The organism is Pseudoalteromonas luteoviolacea, from assembly GCF_001750165.1.
GTDB classification, from domain to species: Bacteria; Pseudomonadota; Gammaproteobacteria; order Enterobacterales; family Alteromonadaceae; genus Pseudoalteromonas; species Pseudoalteromonas luteoviolacea_G.
This window is the reverse complement of record NZ_CP015411.1, coordinates 3,421,965-3,438,862: the sequence shown is the minus strand read 5'-3', so window position 1 is coordinate 3,438,862 and position 16,898 is coordinate 3,421,965. Positions and strand designations below refer to the sequence as shown.

The following is a 16,898-nucleotide window of genomic DNA, read 5'->3' as shown; positions in this document are numbered from 1 at the left end:
GGGGAATATATGGAAATCAGTCATCGAGATCGCGGCTTAAATTACGGAGACGGTTTTTTTACTACCATTAAAGTCGAAAATGAGGAACTTCAACTGTGGCCTTATCACCTCCAAAGATTAAAGCAGTGTCAGCAGGTGTTACGCTTTCCTGAACTTGACGAGAAAGCGTTGTTTGATGCTTGCCAAGAGGCTACTCGAGGCTGTCGTTTAGGCGTGCTTAAACTGCTTATTACGCGCGGTGTAGGTGGGCGAGGTTATGGTTTACCAGAACAAGCAAGCCTGACGGTGATAGTCTCTAAGGCTGAGTTTCCTAGCCACTATACCGATTGGCAAGCGCAAGGTGTTTCATTGTCAGTGAGTACTGTGAAATTAGGGCACCAGCCTTTACTCGCTGGACTAAAAACGCTCAATCGTTTAGAGCAGGTCTTAATCAAAGAAGAGGCTCTGCGGCTATCAGGCGATGATGTGATTGTACTTGATTTGCAGGACAATGTTATTGAATGCTCAGCTAGCAATATCATTATCGTCAAAAACCACCAACTCATTACGCCTAATTTAGAGATGTGCGGTATTAAAGGGGTTTATCTTAGTCTGCTCTCAGATCATCACGAAATAGCTGTTAAAACGCTTTCAATGGAAGATTTGATGGGTGCAGATGCAGTATTTATGTGCAATAGCTTGATGGGGCTGGTGCCGATAAAATCAATAGACAAACAAATGTTTAACCTACAAACTGCCCTTGAACTTAAGATGAAATTAGAAATATCAATATGATCAGAGTGTTGTTGTGGATTGCTGCTGTTATTTTTATGAGCGCTTTTTTTGGTGTGTATCACTTTTTAGAACCTCTACGAAGTGAAACGCTTAAATTAACTGAAGAGTATACGGAGATCCCGCAGGGTGAAACGTTTACGAGTTTATGCGCCAAATGGCAATCTCAGCAAGCATTGGTTAGTTGCTTACCTTATAAATTTTATAGCAAATTATATCCGCAAAAATTTACGTTGAAAGCGGGCATTTATAAGCTGAAAAATATGACGGTAGTATCTGCTATCGAAAAAATAAACTTAGGCGAAAAAGCGGATTTTACCTTTACTATTATCGAAGGTGATACCTACAAGACCGTGGTTAAAAACCTCCAAAATAGTGCATTTTTGATATTCGATATTGAGGACACTGAGTCTGCAAGGTTCACTCAGTTTGGTAATAACCATCCTGAAGGGTGGCTTTATCCAGATACATATCATTATGAGGGCGCTACACGTGCTTCTGCACTAATAAATCGTGCCCATCAAAAAATGAAAACGGTGCTGTCTGAAGCTTGGGACAAACGTGATAAAAATTTGCCTTTAAAAACTCAATATGAAGCACTGATCCTGGCCTCCATCATTGAAAAAGAGTCCGGTGAAGCTGCCGAGCGAGATATTATTTCTTCAGTATTCCACAATCGATTGAACAAGGGAATGCGCTTGCAAACTGATCCGACGGTGATTTATGGGCTAGGGGAGCGTTTTGACGGGGATATTAAGCGTTCGCACCTGAGGGAATATACGCCGTACAATACATACCGAATTGACAGATTTCCACCAACTCCGATCGCGATGCCCTCACACGATGCGCTCATAGCGGCTGTACAACCTGCACAAACTGATTACTTTTATTTTGTTTCGAAAGGAAATGGTGAACACCACTTTTCAAAATCTCTAAAAGAACACAATAGAGCAGTTAGAAAGTATATTTTAAATCAGAAATAATTGATTGCAGTGAGCATATTGCGTCTGTAGTTTAACACGCTGAATTTTGCTTTGGATCTAAAGGCTGCCAGTGCAGCAGCCTTTTTAGTGGGTTAATTACTGTTTACTAAACTCGACTGTGAGTGTCTGGTTTGCGGTTAAATTGTTGAATGTGTACTCTGTCATCGCACCTAAGTTGACGCCATTGAGTGTTACGCTTTTAACCTTCGCACCTGCTGCGGCATTAAAATAGAATGTCTGCGCTTTATTGGGTGCAATCAGTGTATCGCCATAAATGTCGCCAACAGGTGTGACACTTCCTAGGTGACTAACCTTGGTTGCTTGCTCTCTGGTGAGTAATTTCCATGGGTCATAGTCTGGGCTAAGCGCACCGGGCATTGAGTCTGCATACCACTTGGCTTCGTAATACTTACCGTCGTGGTATACTTGATCGCCTCTTTGATAAATACTGCCTTGAACATAAGTTGGACTTGCGCCAATACTTTTTACCGTAACGACTTTGCCGTCAGTCAATGGGGTCGGGTTGCGCATCCACTCTATGATGTCTTTGAATGGCACAATACGAACGACTGGTTGGCCATTGACTTTGATGCTAAGCGCATATTGAATGAATTCTTCAATGGCTTGTTGGCGCTCCAGATAGGTAGTTGCACGGCCGCCTTGATCATATGCAGGTGCATAGATGTGCGCGTGTGCGCCATATAGCAACGGTGAGCGGTTTCCTTCAAGTCTCAAGTGCAAATTATGTTTAAGCATTTCGAGCACGGCGTTTTTGCTCATGTTTGTGCTAACCCACATATTGGTATCAAAGCCAACCATTTTTCCACCCTGTGGCTTTTCAAAAACATTTGATGGAAGCTGCCACAGTCCTGGGAAATTGCCTACATCAGGCTTTCCGACGCGTTTGGTTGGGGTGCCATTATTTAAAGTATAAGGCCACGCATTATTAGTGCCGTTAAATTGACTGTCCCAGCCCTCTTCAATACTGGTATCGTATACGAAGTTGCCTTTTACCAGTGCAGAGAATAAAGCGTTATTATGGTTTAAGTAAGGCGTTCTAAAGCCAATGATTTCACTGGCAGGTACACCAGGCCCTGCAGCATTATTTGCACCATTGGTCACTTCAGTTGGGTCGTAGGGTTTGCTCAACCATGCCTGAGTGATGTTAAGCTCTTCTGTCCACTTTTGTTCACTAAAGTTACCTGTGTCAGGGCCACCATCTCCATGGCTAAAGGTATGATTACCGACTTCATGACCGTCTGCATAAGCATCACGCCAAGCGTGTTTAATGCCGACTTCGTCGCCGGCCTCTTTCACGATATACGATGGCGTATGGAAGAAAGTAAACCTGACTGGCGCACCATCAAATGTCGCTGGATTGTTTGCGCCCATATCGTTGTGAAGATGACGGGTATAATTATTGATCCAATCCATACCTTCTTTTGAACCATTGTCATCAAACCCAATAGAGACGAATAGAGGGACTTGTACTGGCCGCAAATTTGCTGGCGGCATTTGACTCCAAGGTTGATTGTCTGAATAGTCGTATTGAGTTGCTTGCGTTGTTCCTGTTTCGGAAGTGTTAGTTTGAGCGGCTGCTGACAAGCTGATAAATACACCTAATGACAGCGCTGACATTTTAAACTTCATGTTAGTTCCTTACTTAAAGTTTTTATATTGGGATACATTCATTGTACATAAAATGAAGCCAATATAAGGGAGCTAATATACTTAGTTGCAAATGCTTTGCGCTATCTCAAAAGGCGTGTTTTATTTTTTTTAAGTTTTAAAAACATTGATTTACAGCAGTGTGTTGTTTTCTTTTTTGTGCTGGATAAGGCTTTCATTACTATGTGATTATTTATTATTTTTGAATATTTAAAAGTACTGATTTACAGCTCAGAGTGAGGGGTGTTTACGATATTATAATTGATGTGTTTTTAAGTTACCTTGCTTTGCCAGTAAAGTTCAAAATGACTTGTTTTAACTTCACTTTATGTACAGTCGTTTTGATTCATTGCAAAGGCGCTTGGGTAAGTGACATGTCACTGCAACTTCTGTAGATTACACAGCAGTGAAAAATACTTTAATTAAATTAACATTCATATTTAAGAATATAGTGACAACGTCTTGGGGAATTTAAATGGGAAAGGTAAGTATGCTAGCGGCCGGTGTGCTCTTAGCAATCATGGGATGTGCAAATGAAACAGCATCATATAAGAAAAATGAGAGCACTATGGAGACCCAAGAGGTGGTGAGTCGAGCTGACGTCGCCGCCATTGTGGAACAATATACTAAAGCATTCATTCATCATCAGCCCGCAATGGCAACGTCATTAAAGCTCGACAGTGCAGAATATGGAGAGTATTCAAACCGCCTACCTGATTATTCTGTTGATGGTATGCAAGCAATGCAGATTGATATGACTCGTGCAGCTGAGCAGCTCAAACAATTGCAGCAAACCAAATTGAATGACAAGGATTTATTGCATGTTCAGGTCAATGAGGTGATTGCGCGTTATTACGCTGGCGATAGTGTTTTTCATGCAGGTTACATTGACACTTGGGGCGGACATTTACCTTATATTGTCAACCAGATCTCTGGTCCGTTGATGGATGTGCCTGGGATATTACAAAATCAGCATGAGGTTAACAGTGAATCTGAAGCAAAAGCATATTTATCGCGATTGTCTGCATTTGCAATTATGGTGGATCAAGTTAATGAAAAAGTACTGAGTGACGCAAAACAAGGCGTGATTTTACCAAAGCCATTATTCCCAAATACATTATCTTATTTAACAGGGTACACGAAGCCAAAAGCGGATGAACATGTATTAGTGACTTCTTTTGCCCAAAAGTTGTCAGACGCACAAAGCATTGATGCTTCTACCCGTAAAGAGTTAACCCAAGTTGCCGCAAAGGTGGTGGAGCAGCAAGTTTACTCGGCATTTGAACGTGTTACAAAAACGATGCAGACTTTAGAAAAGCAAGCTTCCAATAATGTCGGTATTTGGTCACAGCCAAATGGTGAAGGCTTTTATCAACATGCCATTACGTACTTAGCTGATTCGGATATGACTGCACAGCAGATCCATGATATTGGCCAAGCAGAGGTGACACGTATCACAAAAAGAATGGATGAGATCCTCAAAGCGAATGGCTATACACAGGGTTCTGTGAGTGACAGAATGAAACGGCTCAATGAAGAGCCGAGGTTTTTATTTGCAGACAGCGATGAAGGACGACAAGCTTTATTAGACTTTCTTGAAGGTGAAATAAAAACCATCAATGATAAGGCTCCACAATATTTTTCTACTTTACCACCTCAAAAAGTTGAAGTGAAACGCATCCCTGTTGAAGTAGAAGCCGGAGCACCTGGTGGTTATTATTATGGCCCTTCTCTAGATGGGAGCCGACCTGGTGTGTTTGCGATTAATTTGAAAGACATGAAAGCGGTACCAAGTTTTGGCTTGAAGACGCTTACATATCATGAGGCTGTACCGGGTCATCACTTTCAAATCGCCTTGAATATGTTACAAACAGATATTGGCTTAATGAGACAAAACGCGTCATTTAACGGGTATATAGAGGGCTGGGCACTTTACTCTGAGCTACTTGCTTATGAAATGGGCATGTACGAAGGAGATCCGTTCGGTGATTTGGGCAGATTACAAGCGGAAGCGTATCGCGCTGCGCGGCTTGTCGTAGATACTGGTTTGCATTACAAAAAGTGGTCGCGCCAAGAGGCTATTGAGTATTTTGCTGAGGCAACAGGTTCTGCAATGAGTGATGTGGTCCCTGCCATTGATCGTTATATTGCGTGGCCAGGTCAGGCTTTAGGTTATAAGCTCGGTATGTTGAAATTTGAAGCTTTGAGGAAAGAGGCGCAGCAAGCGCTCGGTGATAAGTTTGATATGACTTCTTTCCATGATGAAATTTTGCTTAAAGGTGCACGTCCTTTAGCTTTGGTTGAGCAAGACATTGCTCGGTGGGTGAAAAAACATCAAGCCATGTAGTTATTAAGCATAGAAAAAAGAGGCGCTAGCTTCTTTTTTTGTATGTATCGCTCGTTTATGGAATAAACGGTTACACTTTTAGAATAATGCGTTGAGGTCAGCGCGGCAAAAATACCGCGCAAAAAGGATCAGTCTTCGATACCTCTGAACTTTAAGAACTCAGTATACGTGCCCTTAAAGTCAGTTACCTTGTTGTCTTTGATTTCAAGGATACGTGTTGCCAAAGAGTCAACGAATACACGGTCATGAGAGACGAAGAACAAAGTCCCTTTATACTGCTCTAGTGAGGTGTTCAATGATTCAATTGATTCCATGTCCATGTGGTTAGTTGGTTCATCCATCAAAAGAATATTTGGTTTATGCATCATAAGCTTACCAAGCAACATTCGGCCTTGCTCACCACCTGATAAAACTTTGACAGATTTCTTGATGCTGTCTTGAGAGAACAACATTCGGCCTAAGAAACTGCGCAGTACTTGCTCATCATCGCCTTCTTGGCGCCATTGACCCATCCACTCCATCAGATCCATGTCTTTTTCGAAGTCTTCAGCATGATCTTGAGCATAATAACCAATATTGCTATTTTCTGACCACTTAAACGCACCATCGCGAGGCTGTAATTGACCTGCCAATGTATTTAGTAATGTTGTTTTACCGACGCCGTTTTCACCAATGATAGCAATTCTTTCGCCGACTTCAAAAATGCCGCTAAAGCCACTGAATAAATCTTCTTCAAAGCCTTGAGATAGGTTTTCAATCTCAAGTGCATTTCTAAATAGTTCTTTAGATTGTTCAAAACGTATAAATGGGTTCTGACGGCTTGATGCTTTTACTTGCTCAAGCTGGATCTTATCAATCTGCTTAGCACGAGATGTTGCTTGTTTTGCTTTTGAGGCATTTGCAGAGAAACGTGCAACGAAAGTTTGTAATTCAGCAATTTGTGCTTTCTTCTTCGCGTTATCTGCCAGTAAGCGTTCTCTTGCTTGTGAGGCTGCGGTCATGTATTCGTCGTAATTACCTGGGTAAAGACGCAGCTCGCCATAGTCTAGGTCAGCCATATGTGTACACACACTGTTTAAGAAGTGTCTGTCGTGCGAGATGATGATCATAGTGCAATTACGCTCGTTTAAGGTATGCTCAAGCCAGCGGATCGTGTCGATGTCCAAGTTGTTGGTTGGTTCGTCTAGCAACATGATATGCGGGTCAGCAAATAGGACTTGTGCAAGTAGTACTCGCAGTTTCCAACCGGGGGCGACTTCGCTCATCAAACCAAAGTGCTGTTCAGTCGGAATACCCACAGCCAATAGAAGTTCGCCTGCTTTGGACTCCGCCATATAGCCGTCCATTTCAGCGAATTTCACCTCAAGATCAGCAACAATCATGCCTTCTTCTTCACTCATTTCAGGAAGTGAGTAAATTCTGTCACGCTCTTGTTTTACTTCCCAAAGTTCCTTATAACCCATGATTACAGTGTCAATTACTGTGTATTCTTCATAAGCAAATTGATCCTGATTAAGCTTGGCTACGCGCTCTTGCGGATCGTAACTGACATTACCGCCAGTAGGCTCTAACTCGCCGCTAAGAATTTTCATGAAGGTTGATTTACCACAGCCATTTGCACCGATCAGGCCGTAGCGATTACCTTCGCCAAATTTGACGGAGATATTTTCAAAAAGCGGCTTAGAGCCAAATTGCTGTGTGATATTCGCTGTAGAAATCAAAATCTCATACCTTAAAAAGTTTAAATCGGCGCCACGTTACCCGCTGAAGGCTACAACTGCAAGTGCTGAACCATATAAATGTGTGATTTCGGCAATTCGGTACGGTGAAAACTATGGCATTGTTCAGATTCGTTCAATTTTAGTGTCAAACTCGCCAATATGCAGATTGTTGACTATAAGTTTAATTACGTAGACATAAAATGATCATCACAATATGCAATTAACCGTTTCGGCTCGTGTAATGAGTGGGTTTACGGCAGTTGTAGTTTTAGCTTGCATTATTTACATAGTAGCGCTGACAGGGAACATAACTATCGGTGGATCTGTTCAAAAGGTTTCCAAACAAAGCGTACCTACGCTGATCTCTGGCAATAATATGTTGCAATCTGTGTTGTTATCCAGATTGTCTCTTACACAACTTGACCAAGCAACGTCACTGGGTGCAATAAATGCAATTCGTACTGAGTACGATGCGCAAAGAACAATAAATGAAAGCGCGTTGAGTCGGTTGTCTGCACTGACCAAGTCTGAACTTGAGTTGAGTACGCCTTTTGATAATTCAAGGAAATTAAATTCGATCTTTTTTCAACGTTCAGATCAAGCTTTTGATAATGCAATCAGCGCACTTAAGTTAAAAGAGAAAACATCAGAGTTGGCAAGTGAGTTTGCAGATATGGGTGACGAAACGCTCAGTTTAGCTTACGACTTGGATGGCATATCTGATAACCAAAGCGTATCAGACACAGTAAATTCGCTCATTGAAAATGTTGAAACGCTTGTTGACGAAGTGAATGCTGGGTTGGGCTCGAGTATCACGTTTGAAATCATGAATGTGACCAGTGTCGCCAAAGAGTCGATTGCGGAAATGGAAGGTCAGTTAGGCAAACTGAAGCAATCGCCTGATGTGGCCAATAGTCAGTCATTGGCTGATATGGAGAGTAACTTTACCCTATTCAGAGAAGCAGTTGTGGGCTCAGATAATGCGCTTAAATCAAGGTTAGAGACATTAAATGAGAAAAAGCGCTTAAAAACCCTAATAGAAGAAGCCTCTATCACAGCGAATAAGTTACAAACACAGCTGAAAGAGCTCAATGCCCGTATTGTTGGGTCAACTGAAGAGGCTCAGCAAGCGGCTGAAAATGCGATTGCAGAAAGCCAACAAGTCACGACCGCACTGACAGTGGTCACGATTTTATTGTCTGTGACAATCGCGTACTTTGTAATTAACAGTGTGCGTAAGCCTCTACACTCGATTATTGACACTATTAAACAAGCTGCACAAGGCGATTTAACAGTGCAACTGACTGGCTTTAAAGAAGATGAGTTCGGTCAATTGGCTGCCAATATTCAAAAGTTGATTACCACACTTGCATTAACGCTCAAAGATGTCACCAGTAACACACAGCTGCTTGCGTCGACTGCTGAACAAACCAATATCATAGCAGAGCAAAGTTGTAGTAGTGCAACACAACAGAGCGAGCAGATGAGCGCTATGAGTAGCTCTATCTCTGAGATGAAAGAGACGGTTAGCTCTGTTACCGACAGTATACATCGCACTTTAGAGCAAGTGCAGCAAGCAAGTTCGGAAGCCGCATCGGGGGAAAACTTGCTAGTGACTAATGTGCAGAATATCAAAGGGCTTGAGTCATCCATTGAGACTTCAGCCAATGCCATTAATCAATTGAGTAATGAGCTTGAAAACATTAATACAGTGCTTGCCGTGATCCGAAGCATCGCTGAACAAACTAACTTGTTAGCGCTAAACGCGGCCATAGAAGCTGCGAGAGCGGGAGAGCAGGGGCGTGGATTTGCTGTTGTGGCAGATGAAGTAAGAACATTGGCGAGTCGCTCTCAAGATGCGACAGAAGAGATTGAGAAAGCGATTGCGGGATTGCAAGATGGTGCGAAAGGCGCAGTAGATACGATGTCTCACTCACAACGTGAAACCCATACGTGTGTGAGTGGTATTGAAGCGGTACAAGGTACGTTAGGTTCAATAATAACCAGTGTTGAGACTATCAAAGACATGAGTCAGCAGATAGCCGCGGCATCTGAGCAGCAGAGCTTAGCTGCGGTGAGTCAGTTTGAAAGTGTGCAGCATATGCATGACATCACTAATCTCAGTTCAAATCACGCACAAGAAAACAAACAGGCAAGTCAGCAACTGACAGAAATGGCCGAAACACTCAGGCTGATGATGAGCCAATTTAAAACTTAGGAGATGAAAATGAAACTACTTTTAGCAATAGGGGCTGTATCACTGGTTTTAAGTGCCATGCCGGTAGAGGTAAAGGCTGGGACATGTGAAATAAAGTACCTCAGAACTGCGTGTCCGGGTAAAGAGAAGATCAGCTATAAAAAATGTAAGGGCAAGCAGCGCTGCTCTAAATTTAAAGAAGCCGCAACAGCAGCAGAGTGTGGAGAAATGGCCGTCAAATCGTGCCGCAATAAACGCGTAACCATTACCGAGTCAAAAGTCATCACGGCGTTGTTTGATGGACAGCAAATCAAAGCGAGTAATGGCAGTGAGGATTTTTGTACTGTGTATGAAAAAGCATCAGAAGAATTCAACAAGTGCGGCGGGTAACGTAGCCCTCCGTATCATGTATACAATTGCTTTGAACCATTTAATTTAGGTATTTAGCTAAGCTATATGCCTAGAGTGGTTTTATGGGCTAGTGATTGTTTTTTGTTGATGTTGGCGGGAGGGGTTTCCTGTTTGACTTATTTTTTAATACCGCGCACGTGGCCAAACCTTATTTAATCAAAGTGTAGCTGATTAAGCGTTACTTCAGATTGTTTCAAAGTAAAAAATTAGCCATAATCAGCTCAGTTTGATTTTTTATTTAAGAGCAACCAATTAGTTGATTTAGCGGCTAGGGTAGGTGTTACAGCCAAACATGTTGTTAGAAGTTAGCTCATAAATAGTGTTAGATAAGGCCAGAAAATGTGTGAGCTATTGGGGATGTCGGCGAACGTGCCGACTGATATTTGTTTTAGTTTTTCCGGGCTGTTAGAGCGCGGGGGAAATACAGGCCCTCATAAAGATGGGTGGGGGATCACCTTCTATGAAGGTAAAGGATGCAGGACATTTAAAGATCCTGAGCCGAGTTGTCAGTCTGAAATTGCCAAGCTAGTTAAAGCGTATCCGATTAAAAGTGTGTCGGTGATAAGTCATATCAGGCAGGGAAATCGGGGCAGAACATGCTTGGAAAATACGCACCCTTTCACCCGAGAGTTGTGGGGTAGAGAGATTTCTTATGCGCATAATGGTCAGTTGTCGAACTATAAAGACTTAAAGCCCGAATATTATAAGCCGGTAGGTAATACAGACAGTGAACTGGCGTTTTGCTGGATATTAGATAAGATCAGAGAAAAGTATCCAAAAAAGCCATCTAATATGGCAACGGTATTTCGCTATGCGGCTAAATTAGCCGATCAGCTCAGAGAAAAAGGTGTGTTTAACATGCTATTGACCGATGGTGTGTTTGTGCTGGCGTATTGCAGTAATAATTTGCATTGGATAACGCGCAGAGCGCCTTTTGGTAAAGCGACCTTGATTGATGCTGATATGGTAGTAGATTTCCAAAAAGAAACGACACCCAATGACATTGTTTCTGTGATAGCGACCCGTCCGCTAACCAATGATGAGCATTGGACCAAAATGGAACCGGGCGAGTCGGTGCTATTTAAGCTCGGTGAAAAGATGTAAAAACAGGTGCTTATGCACCTGTTTTACTTTTATTGCTTCATTGTTTGAGCAGTCATCTGAATTTGAAATTGCTCTACACCATCTTTGCCTTTGAGCATTTGTACCAGCATATAATCATATTCTGGTGCAAACCAAGCTAGAGCATGGCGCTTGTTGTTATCGTAAAGTCGCTTAACTTTTACGGTTTTAACGTTGCCAATTGGCAAGGTGATGGTCTCTTCCCCAACGACTTTAAAGTTGTACATGCGCACGTTACCATTTTTGTCGATGATCGGATAACTGAACTGTGTCTTCCCTTGTTTGAGCTCATTTCGAAGTTGGTTTTGATAGGAAAGTACATCTTGTCGGGACTCATCCCACTCTACCTTTAATGGGTAGCTCTGCTCTTTAGAGAATAACTGTTTGTTATCTCTATCGAACTTTATTTTAAAGCTTTTATCTGGCCGTGTGCCTTCACGGTTTAAACTGTAATGGAGAGGTTTGGTCTGCCCATTTTCAAATTTAAATAAGCTTTGTTCAGTACGTTTTTCTGTGAAGATCATCCACTTCACGTCAGTCTCATAGCTCAGCGCGTAAGTATTATCGGCAACTTGAAGAAACTCTCTGGTTGCGGTGCCATGAATTTTCCCTTTTCTAAGTACATTGTACTCGGCTGTGTATTCGGTGAGCGTAGAAGCATGAAGGGAAGAAGAGAAAACAGCGCTTAAGCCAATTAGCAAAGCGCTGTGAATTTTGATTTTAGCTGTAATCGACGCCTTGTGCTGGAAGGGGTTGTTTATCAAAAACTGCATAGTCTGCTTCCATTGTTAGTCTGTGTTCACTGAACCACTTGACCACCAAAGGATAAATGACATGTTCTTGTTCATGTACCCGCTTCGCTAGTGTCTCTGCTGTGTCTTCTGGCAAAATAGCAACTTTTGCTTGGACAATCACAGGACCTCCGTCTAATTCTTCTGTTACGAAGTGAACACTAGCGCCATGGTACGCATCATTCGCGTCAATTGCTCTTTGATGGGTGTTCAGCCCTTGATACTTAGGCAACAAAGATGGGTGAATGTTCAACATTTTCCCTTTAAATTTTTGCACTAAGTCAGGAGTTAGAATACGCATAAATCCAGCCAATACAACTAAATCTGGATTACAAGAGTCAATTAATTTTGCTAGTTGCTCGTCATAAGCCTCACGACTGTCATAGTCTTTATGGCTTAAAACACTTGTTTTGATCCTAGCTTGCTCTGCTCGAGTAAGGCCGTAAGCGTCCGCTTTATTGCTGATGACAGTGACGATTTCGCCATTGATATCACCAGATTGGCAATGATCAATAATTGCTTGTAAATTAGAGCCACTGCCAGAGATCAAAACGACGATCCGAGAGGGTGCCATTACTGGGCACCGCCTACTATTTCAACTTGCTCTTCACCTTCAACAGCATCTTGGATTTCACCAATGTGCCAAGCATTTTCGCCTTGGGCTGTTAGGATCTCTAAGCTTTGTGTTAGCTTGTCAGCGGGTACTACCAAGATCATACCTACACCACAGTTGAAGGTACGATACATTTCGTGAGTACTGATGTTACCGTTTTCTTGTAGCCAGTTAAAAATAGCAGGCCATTCCCAGCTATCGCCTTTGACAACGGCTTTGGCTGACTCAGGAAGGACACGTGGGATGTTTTCCCAGAAACCACCACCAGTGATGTGTGATAGCGCGTGTACATCAACATCTTTCAATAATTCAAGGATTGGCTTAACGTAGATGCGAGTAGGCTCAAGTAAATGTTCGCCTAGGGGTTTACCCGCATATTCTGCATTAGTATCTGCGCCAGAAACCTCTAACACTTTACGAATTAAAGAGTAGCCGTTCGAATGAGGTCCGCTTGAAGCAAGTGCGATAAGCTGATCACCTGCTTTAACCTTAGTACCATCGATGATTTTTGACTTTTCAACAACACCAGTACAAAAACCAGCCATGTCATAATCATCACCTTCGTACATGCCAGGCATTTCTGCTGTCTCACCACCGATTAGTGCACAGCCAGAAAGCTCACAGCCTTTACCAATACCGCTCACTACATCAGCTGCTGTATCAACGTCTAGTTTGCCAGTTGCATAATAGTCTAAGAAGAAAAGCGGCTCTGCGCCTTGTACGATTAGGTCGTTTACACACATAGCGACAAGATCGATACCTACCGTGTCGTGTTTTTTCAGGTCAATGGCTAAACGAAGTTTAGTACCCACACCGTCAGTACCAGCAACCAAAACAGGCTCTTTGTAACCTGTCGGAAGTTCACATAGTGCACCAAAACCGCCAATGCCGCCCATTACTTCTGGACGACGTGTTTTTTTCACTACGCCTTTTATGCGCTCTACTAATGCGTTACCCGCATCAATATCAACGCCTGCGTCTTTGTAGCTCAGAGACTGTTTTTGTTCGCTCACAGGTTTTCCTCAAAATAACAGTATAGATTTGCTTAGAAACGCGCGTATTTTACAACAATTGCGCCCAAGCGGCTAGTTGAAATAAGTGCTCGGAGCAACCTTGTTTGAATCTAGGTTATGAGAGGTATGAAAATTAACGCTTAGATATTATGTATCAGTGTTTTAAGTGGTTGTTAACTTGCGATAGATCAAGGCTGAGTCTTCGTTTGAGCTTAGTATTTGAGGTGTGGCGTTGTAGGTAGGGGGCAAATAATGTTTAAGCCCTTTAATAAGCTGTGACTGGACAAAAATAGCGCGTGATTCCAAATTCAATGAAGAGGGTTGGCGATAAGTCTCCTTTTTTGCGTTAAAACGATGGGGGCCGATTATGTGTAAAGAGAGTTGTAGTTTAGTGAAAGAGCTACCAGAGTTCAGGTCTAAAATAGATGAGTTGAAGTTAACAGATGACGAGTTTGCCAAACTTTCGCAGGACTATTATGCGCTTGAGCAACAAATAATTGCCTGCGAAAAAAACAATGAACGAATGTGTGATACGAAATTAAAAGAGTTGAAGATCCGCTGTTTTACTATCAAAGACCGCCTATATATGCGTTTAAAACATGGAGTATGAATATGTATTTAATTTGGATTGTCATGTCGAGCAGAGTGAAAATAATAAACTATAATAAAGGCAAGTTTCGTTAACTGGCTGCGCTTTTGGAAACTTTGAGTCTTTGCTTAATTCTGATGGGGTTAATTTTCTTACTGCTGTCAGTTAAGCCTGCTGTAGAGATATGTGGCATTGCGAAATCGAAAGGCTGGTGGTTGCTCCTCTCTTTGATTTGCATTTTTACTTTTGGCTATGCAAGTTTTGCCGCATATGTTTATTTGAGTGTTGATAGCTCACAAGTGGTTATGGCTTTTTCTTTGATCCTCGCGTTGGGAGGGTTGTTTGTAATTGTTGTGGTTGACTTAGGTAAAACCAGCTTAGTTCGATTACAAGCATCACTCGATTTAGAAAAATACAACGCTCAACACGATCACCTCACTAAACTTCAAAATCGACCGCAATGTTTCTCATGTATTGAGCAAAGAAAAGAACAAAAAGAAGATTTCGCAGTCGTTATCTTTGATTTGTATAACTTAAAACAAATCAATGATGCGATGGGGCACTTTTTTGGAGATCAATTGCTAGTCGCTTTTTCTGGTGCCATATCCAATAGCTTATTACCCGGTAGTGAGCTTTTCCGTATTGGTGGAGATGAATTTGCTGTTGTGAGTGAAGCACGTAATGAGTCGGCATTGTTTGCACAAAACAATGCAATTTTGAGTGCACTGCATAATGGGTTAGTGGTCGAGCAAACCGCTGTAGATGTGATATACAGCTCTGGTGCGATTCTGAGTACACCTAGCGAGGATATTTCTGCACCTGAACTGTTAAAGCGCGCTGATATTGCTATGTATGCAGCTAAGAGAAGCAAACAAAGCTTGGTGCTTTTTGATAAGACCTTACATCAAGGAGTCGTGTCTGAGTTCCATATGCTTAATGATTTTAAAGGTGCCTTGGCTCGAGGCGATTTAATGGTTTTTTATCAACCGATTGTAGATGCACAGAGTTCCATGATACATGGCGTAGAAGCGTTGGTCAGGTGGCCCTCAGATGATGGTAGCTATATTATGCCTGAGCGTTTCATTCCCATTGCTGAAAAGAATAACATGATAAAGTATTTAAGTGCCTACGTGATAAATACTGTTTTTAGTGATTTGGACATGTTGTTAAAGCTCAATAGCGAACTGACGGTACACATAAATTTGTCTTGCCAAGATTTATTAGGCAAAAACCTTATCAATGTGTTAAACAGTCAGATAAGTAGCAAAAAAGTAGACCCAAGCCGTATAATCTTTGAGCTTACTGAAAGCATGGTAATGACGGATGTTGAGCAAACAAAAACTTTAATAGAACAATTAATAGAAATGGGCTTTTCTGTCAGCATTGACGATTTTGGAACGGGCTTTTCTTCTTTTTCTATCCTTAAAGAACTTCCTATCTCACAGATTAAAATAGATAAATCTTTTGTCACACAATGTCTTTCTGAAGACAAGGACCGTGCCATTATTGAAACTACATTGTTTCTTGCCAAGCGTCTCGGCTGTTCAGTTGTTGCTGAAGGTGTTGAAAATGACGAAACTACGCATTATTTAGCACAACAAGGCTGTAAATACATTCAAGGCTATATCATTAGTGAACCATTGGCACTTGGTGAAATAAAGCGTTGGATTTCAAGTAATGGCTTGGTACATAATGCGTTAAGGAAGTATTAAGGTTTATCAATTTACAATCACCAGCTTTTTCACTCCGAGTTGACGCTACAACACATGTATATTATTTGTGTTTAAAAATTTGCGTTTAAAATTTATTTTGTGAACTAAATCATAGTACTACTTCGTAATAGCATTGAGTTTTTGGTATTTGATACCACAACGGTGAATGTGATTTGCAAGTGGCGCGGTCCATTCTGTTTGGGAGAATGTATCATTCTGTAAAATCCCATACAATTTTTGACAACTTTTGCGATCATTAATCCGTAATATACGCCTTAGTTTAGTCAGGTTTATAAACGGTTTTTGTAATAGTTAAATCCGTCTTCGCATTTGAGCCATGTGAGACGTAAATATTTTTGAGGAATTAAAATTGAAAAAAGTCATCAGCTTTTTATTTTTACTTGTTTGCTCAACGATGGCTATGGCCAATGAGACACCATATCAACTAATCAATCAAGTTGGTGAGGGGCTCTTTACGGACATAAAAAAAGTCAATGCAGGAGGAAAAGCAACATCAAAGGAAATGCGTAGTATAGTTAAGGCGCGATTAATGCCGCATATTGATACGCGCTTCGTATCAAGAAAATTACTGGGAAAACACATTAAAGGGCTTAAGCGCCAAGAGGCAATAAAGTTCATTGATGCAGTAACTCACTATTTAGAAGTAACTTATGCAAGTGCGTTAATGCAGTATAAAGGGCAAGAAGTCGTGTTTGAAAAAGCACCAGCTCCCAAAGACAGTAAGTACGCAACAGTGAAAGCTGTGATCAAAGAAAACTCAGGTCCTGATATTGACTTACATTTCAAATTTCGCAAGGGAAAGGGTGGGAGTTGGAAGGTCTATGATCTAGTAGCTGAGGGCATATCTTTACTTAGCGCGAAACAAAAAGAGATTGTTTCGCGCATCTCTCAAGTCGGGCTACAACAGGTCACTGAAGAGCTCAATAAAAAGGCGTAATG

The 16,898-nt window shown here is 41.7% G+C and carries 14 protein-coding genes; 9 read left to right on the top strand and 5 right to left on the bottom strand.

Annotated features, from left to right (window positions below; genetic code table 11):
* Window positions 1-9: 9 nt before the first annotated feature.
* The gene (gene pabC, locus S4054249_RS14430; protein WP_046358594.1) at window positions 10-774 is read left to right on the top strand and encodes an aminodeoxychorismate lyase; all 765 of its coding nucleotides are present in this window, start codon (window positions 10-12) and stop codon (window positions 772-774) included.
* The gene (gene mltG / locus S4054249_RS14425) at window positions 771-1,754 is read left to right on the top strand and encodes an endolytic transglycosylase MltG (protein ID WP_046358595.1); all 984 of its coding nucleotides are present in this window, start codon (window positions 771-773) and stop codon (window positions 1,752-1,754) included. Before pabC ends, mltG begins: the two co-directional genes overlap by 4 nt.
* A gap of 96 nt (window positions 1,755-1,850) precedes the next feature.
* Here mltG and S4054249_RS14420 read toward each other — a convergent pair whose 3' ends face one another.
* Window positions 1,851-3,404, bottom strand: a complete 1,554-nt coding sequence (locus tag S4054249_RS14420; RefSeq protein WP_046358596.1) for a polysaccharide deacetylase family protein — start codon at window positions 3,402-3,404, stop codon at window positions 1,851-1,853.
* Window positions 3,405-3,897: 493 nt separating this feature from the next.
* On the opposite strand from S4054249_RS14420, the gene S4054249_RS14415 reads away from it, so the two are divergent.
* Window positions 3,898-5,769 (top strand): DUF885 domain-containing protein, encoded by a 1,872-nt coding sequence (locus S4054249_RS14415; RefSeq protein ID WP_046358597.1) that lies wholly within the window; start codon window positions 3,898-3,900, stop codon window positions 5,767-5,769.
* Between the two features lie 128 nt (window positions 5,770-5,897).
* Here S4054249_RS14415 and S4054249_RS14410 read toward each other — a convergent pair whose 3' ends face one another.
* Entirely contained in the window at window positions 5,898-7,490 is a 1,593-nt protein-coding gene (locus S4054249_RS14410) for an ABC-F family ATPase (protein WP_046358598.1), read from the bottom strand.
* Between the two features lie 241 nt (window positions 7,491-7,731).
* Here S4054249_RS14410 and S4054249_RS14405 point away from each other — a divergent pair, with 241 nt between their 5' ends.
* The 3 genes from S4054249_RS14405 to S4054249_RS14395 all read left to right on the top strand — a co-directional run bounded on the left by S4054249_RS14405 (window position 7,732) and on the right by S4054249_RS14395 (window position 11,202).
* On the top strand, window positions 7,732-9,708 hold the full coding sequence (locus S4054249_RS14405; RefSeq protein ID WP_235611254.1) for a methyl-accepting chemotaxis protein: 1,977 nt from the start codon (window positions 7,732-7,734) through the stop codon (window positions 9,706-9,708).
* 9 nt (window positions 9,709-9,717) lie between these two features.
* Window positions 9,718-10,077, top strand: coding sequence for a hypothetical protein (locus tag S4054249_RS14400; protein ID WP_046358600.1), 360 nt, complete (start codon window positions 9,718-9,720; stop codon window positions 10,075-10,077).
* Window positions 10,078-10,437: 360 nt separating this feature from the next.
* A complete protein-coding gene (locus tag S4054249_RS14395) occupies window positions 10,438-11,202 on the top strand; it encodes a class II glutamine amidotransferase (RefSeq protein WP_046358601.1) in 765 nt (254 codons plus the stop codon).
* A 29-nt stretch (window positions 11,203-11,231) separates the two neighbouring features.
* Here the strand turns inward: S4054249_RS14395 and S4054249_RS14390 are convergent, their stop codons facing one another.
* The 3 genes from S4054249_RS14390 to purM are packed head-to-tail and all read right to left on the bottom strand — an operon-like array spanning window position 11,232 to window position 13,637.
* Window positions 11,232-11,993 (bottom strand): DUF3108 domain-containing protein, encoded by a 762-nt coding sequence (locus S4054249_RS14390; RefSeq protein WP_187301389.1) that lies wholly within the window; start codon window positions 11,991-11,993, stop codon window positions 11,232-11,234.
* The gene (gene purN, locus S4054249_RS14385; RefSeq protein WP_046358602.1) at window positions 11,941-12,585 is read right to left on the bottom strand and encodes a phosphoribosylglycinamide formyltransferase; all 645 of its coding nucleotides are present in this window, start codon (window positions 12,583-12,585) and stop codon (window positions 11,941-11,943) included. Before purN ends, S4054249_RS14390 begins: the two co-directional genes overlap by 53 nt.
* Window positions 12,585-13,637, bottom strand: coding sequence for a phosphoribosylformylglycinamidine cyclo-ligase (purM, locus tag S4054249_RS14380; RefSeq protein WP_046358603.1), 1,053 nt, complete (start codon window positions 13,635-13,637; stop codon window positions 12,585-12,587). Before purM ends, purN begins: the two co-directional genes overlap by 1 nt.
* A gap of 367 nt (window positions 13,638-14,004) precedes the next feature.
* On the opposite strand from purM, the gene S4054249_RS14375 reads away from it, so the two are divergent.
* From S4054249_RS14375 to S4054249_RS14365, 3 genes are all read left to right on the top strand, one after another.
* Window positions 14,005-14,247, top strand: coding sequence for a YdcH family protein (locus tag S4054249_RS14375; RefSeq protein WP_046358604.1), 243 nt, complete (start codon window positions 14,005-14,007; stop codon window positions 14,245-14,247).
* A gap of 86 nt (window positions 14,248-14,333) precedes the next feature.
* Entirely contained in the window at window positions 14,334-15,938 is a 1,605-nt protein-coding gene (locus tag S4054249_RS14370; protein WP_230851858.1) for a putative bifunctional diguanylate cyclase/phosphodiesterase, read from the top strand.
* Window positions 15,939-16,353: 415 nt separating this feature from the next.
* Window positions 16,354-16,896 carry an MlaC/ttg2D family ABC transporter substrate-binding protein gene (locus tag S4054249_RS14365; protein ID WP_187301402.1) on the top strand — a complete coding sequence of 181 codons (543 nt, stop codon included), beginning with the start codon at window positions 16,354-16,356 and terminating at the stop codon, window positions 16,894-16,896.
* Window positions 16,897-16,898: the final 2 nt, after the last annotated feature.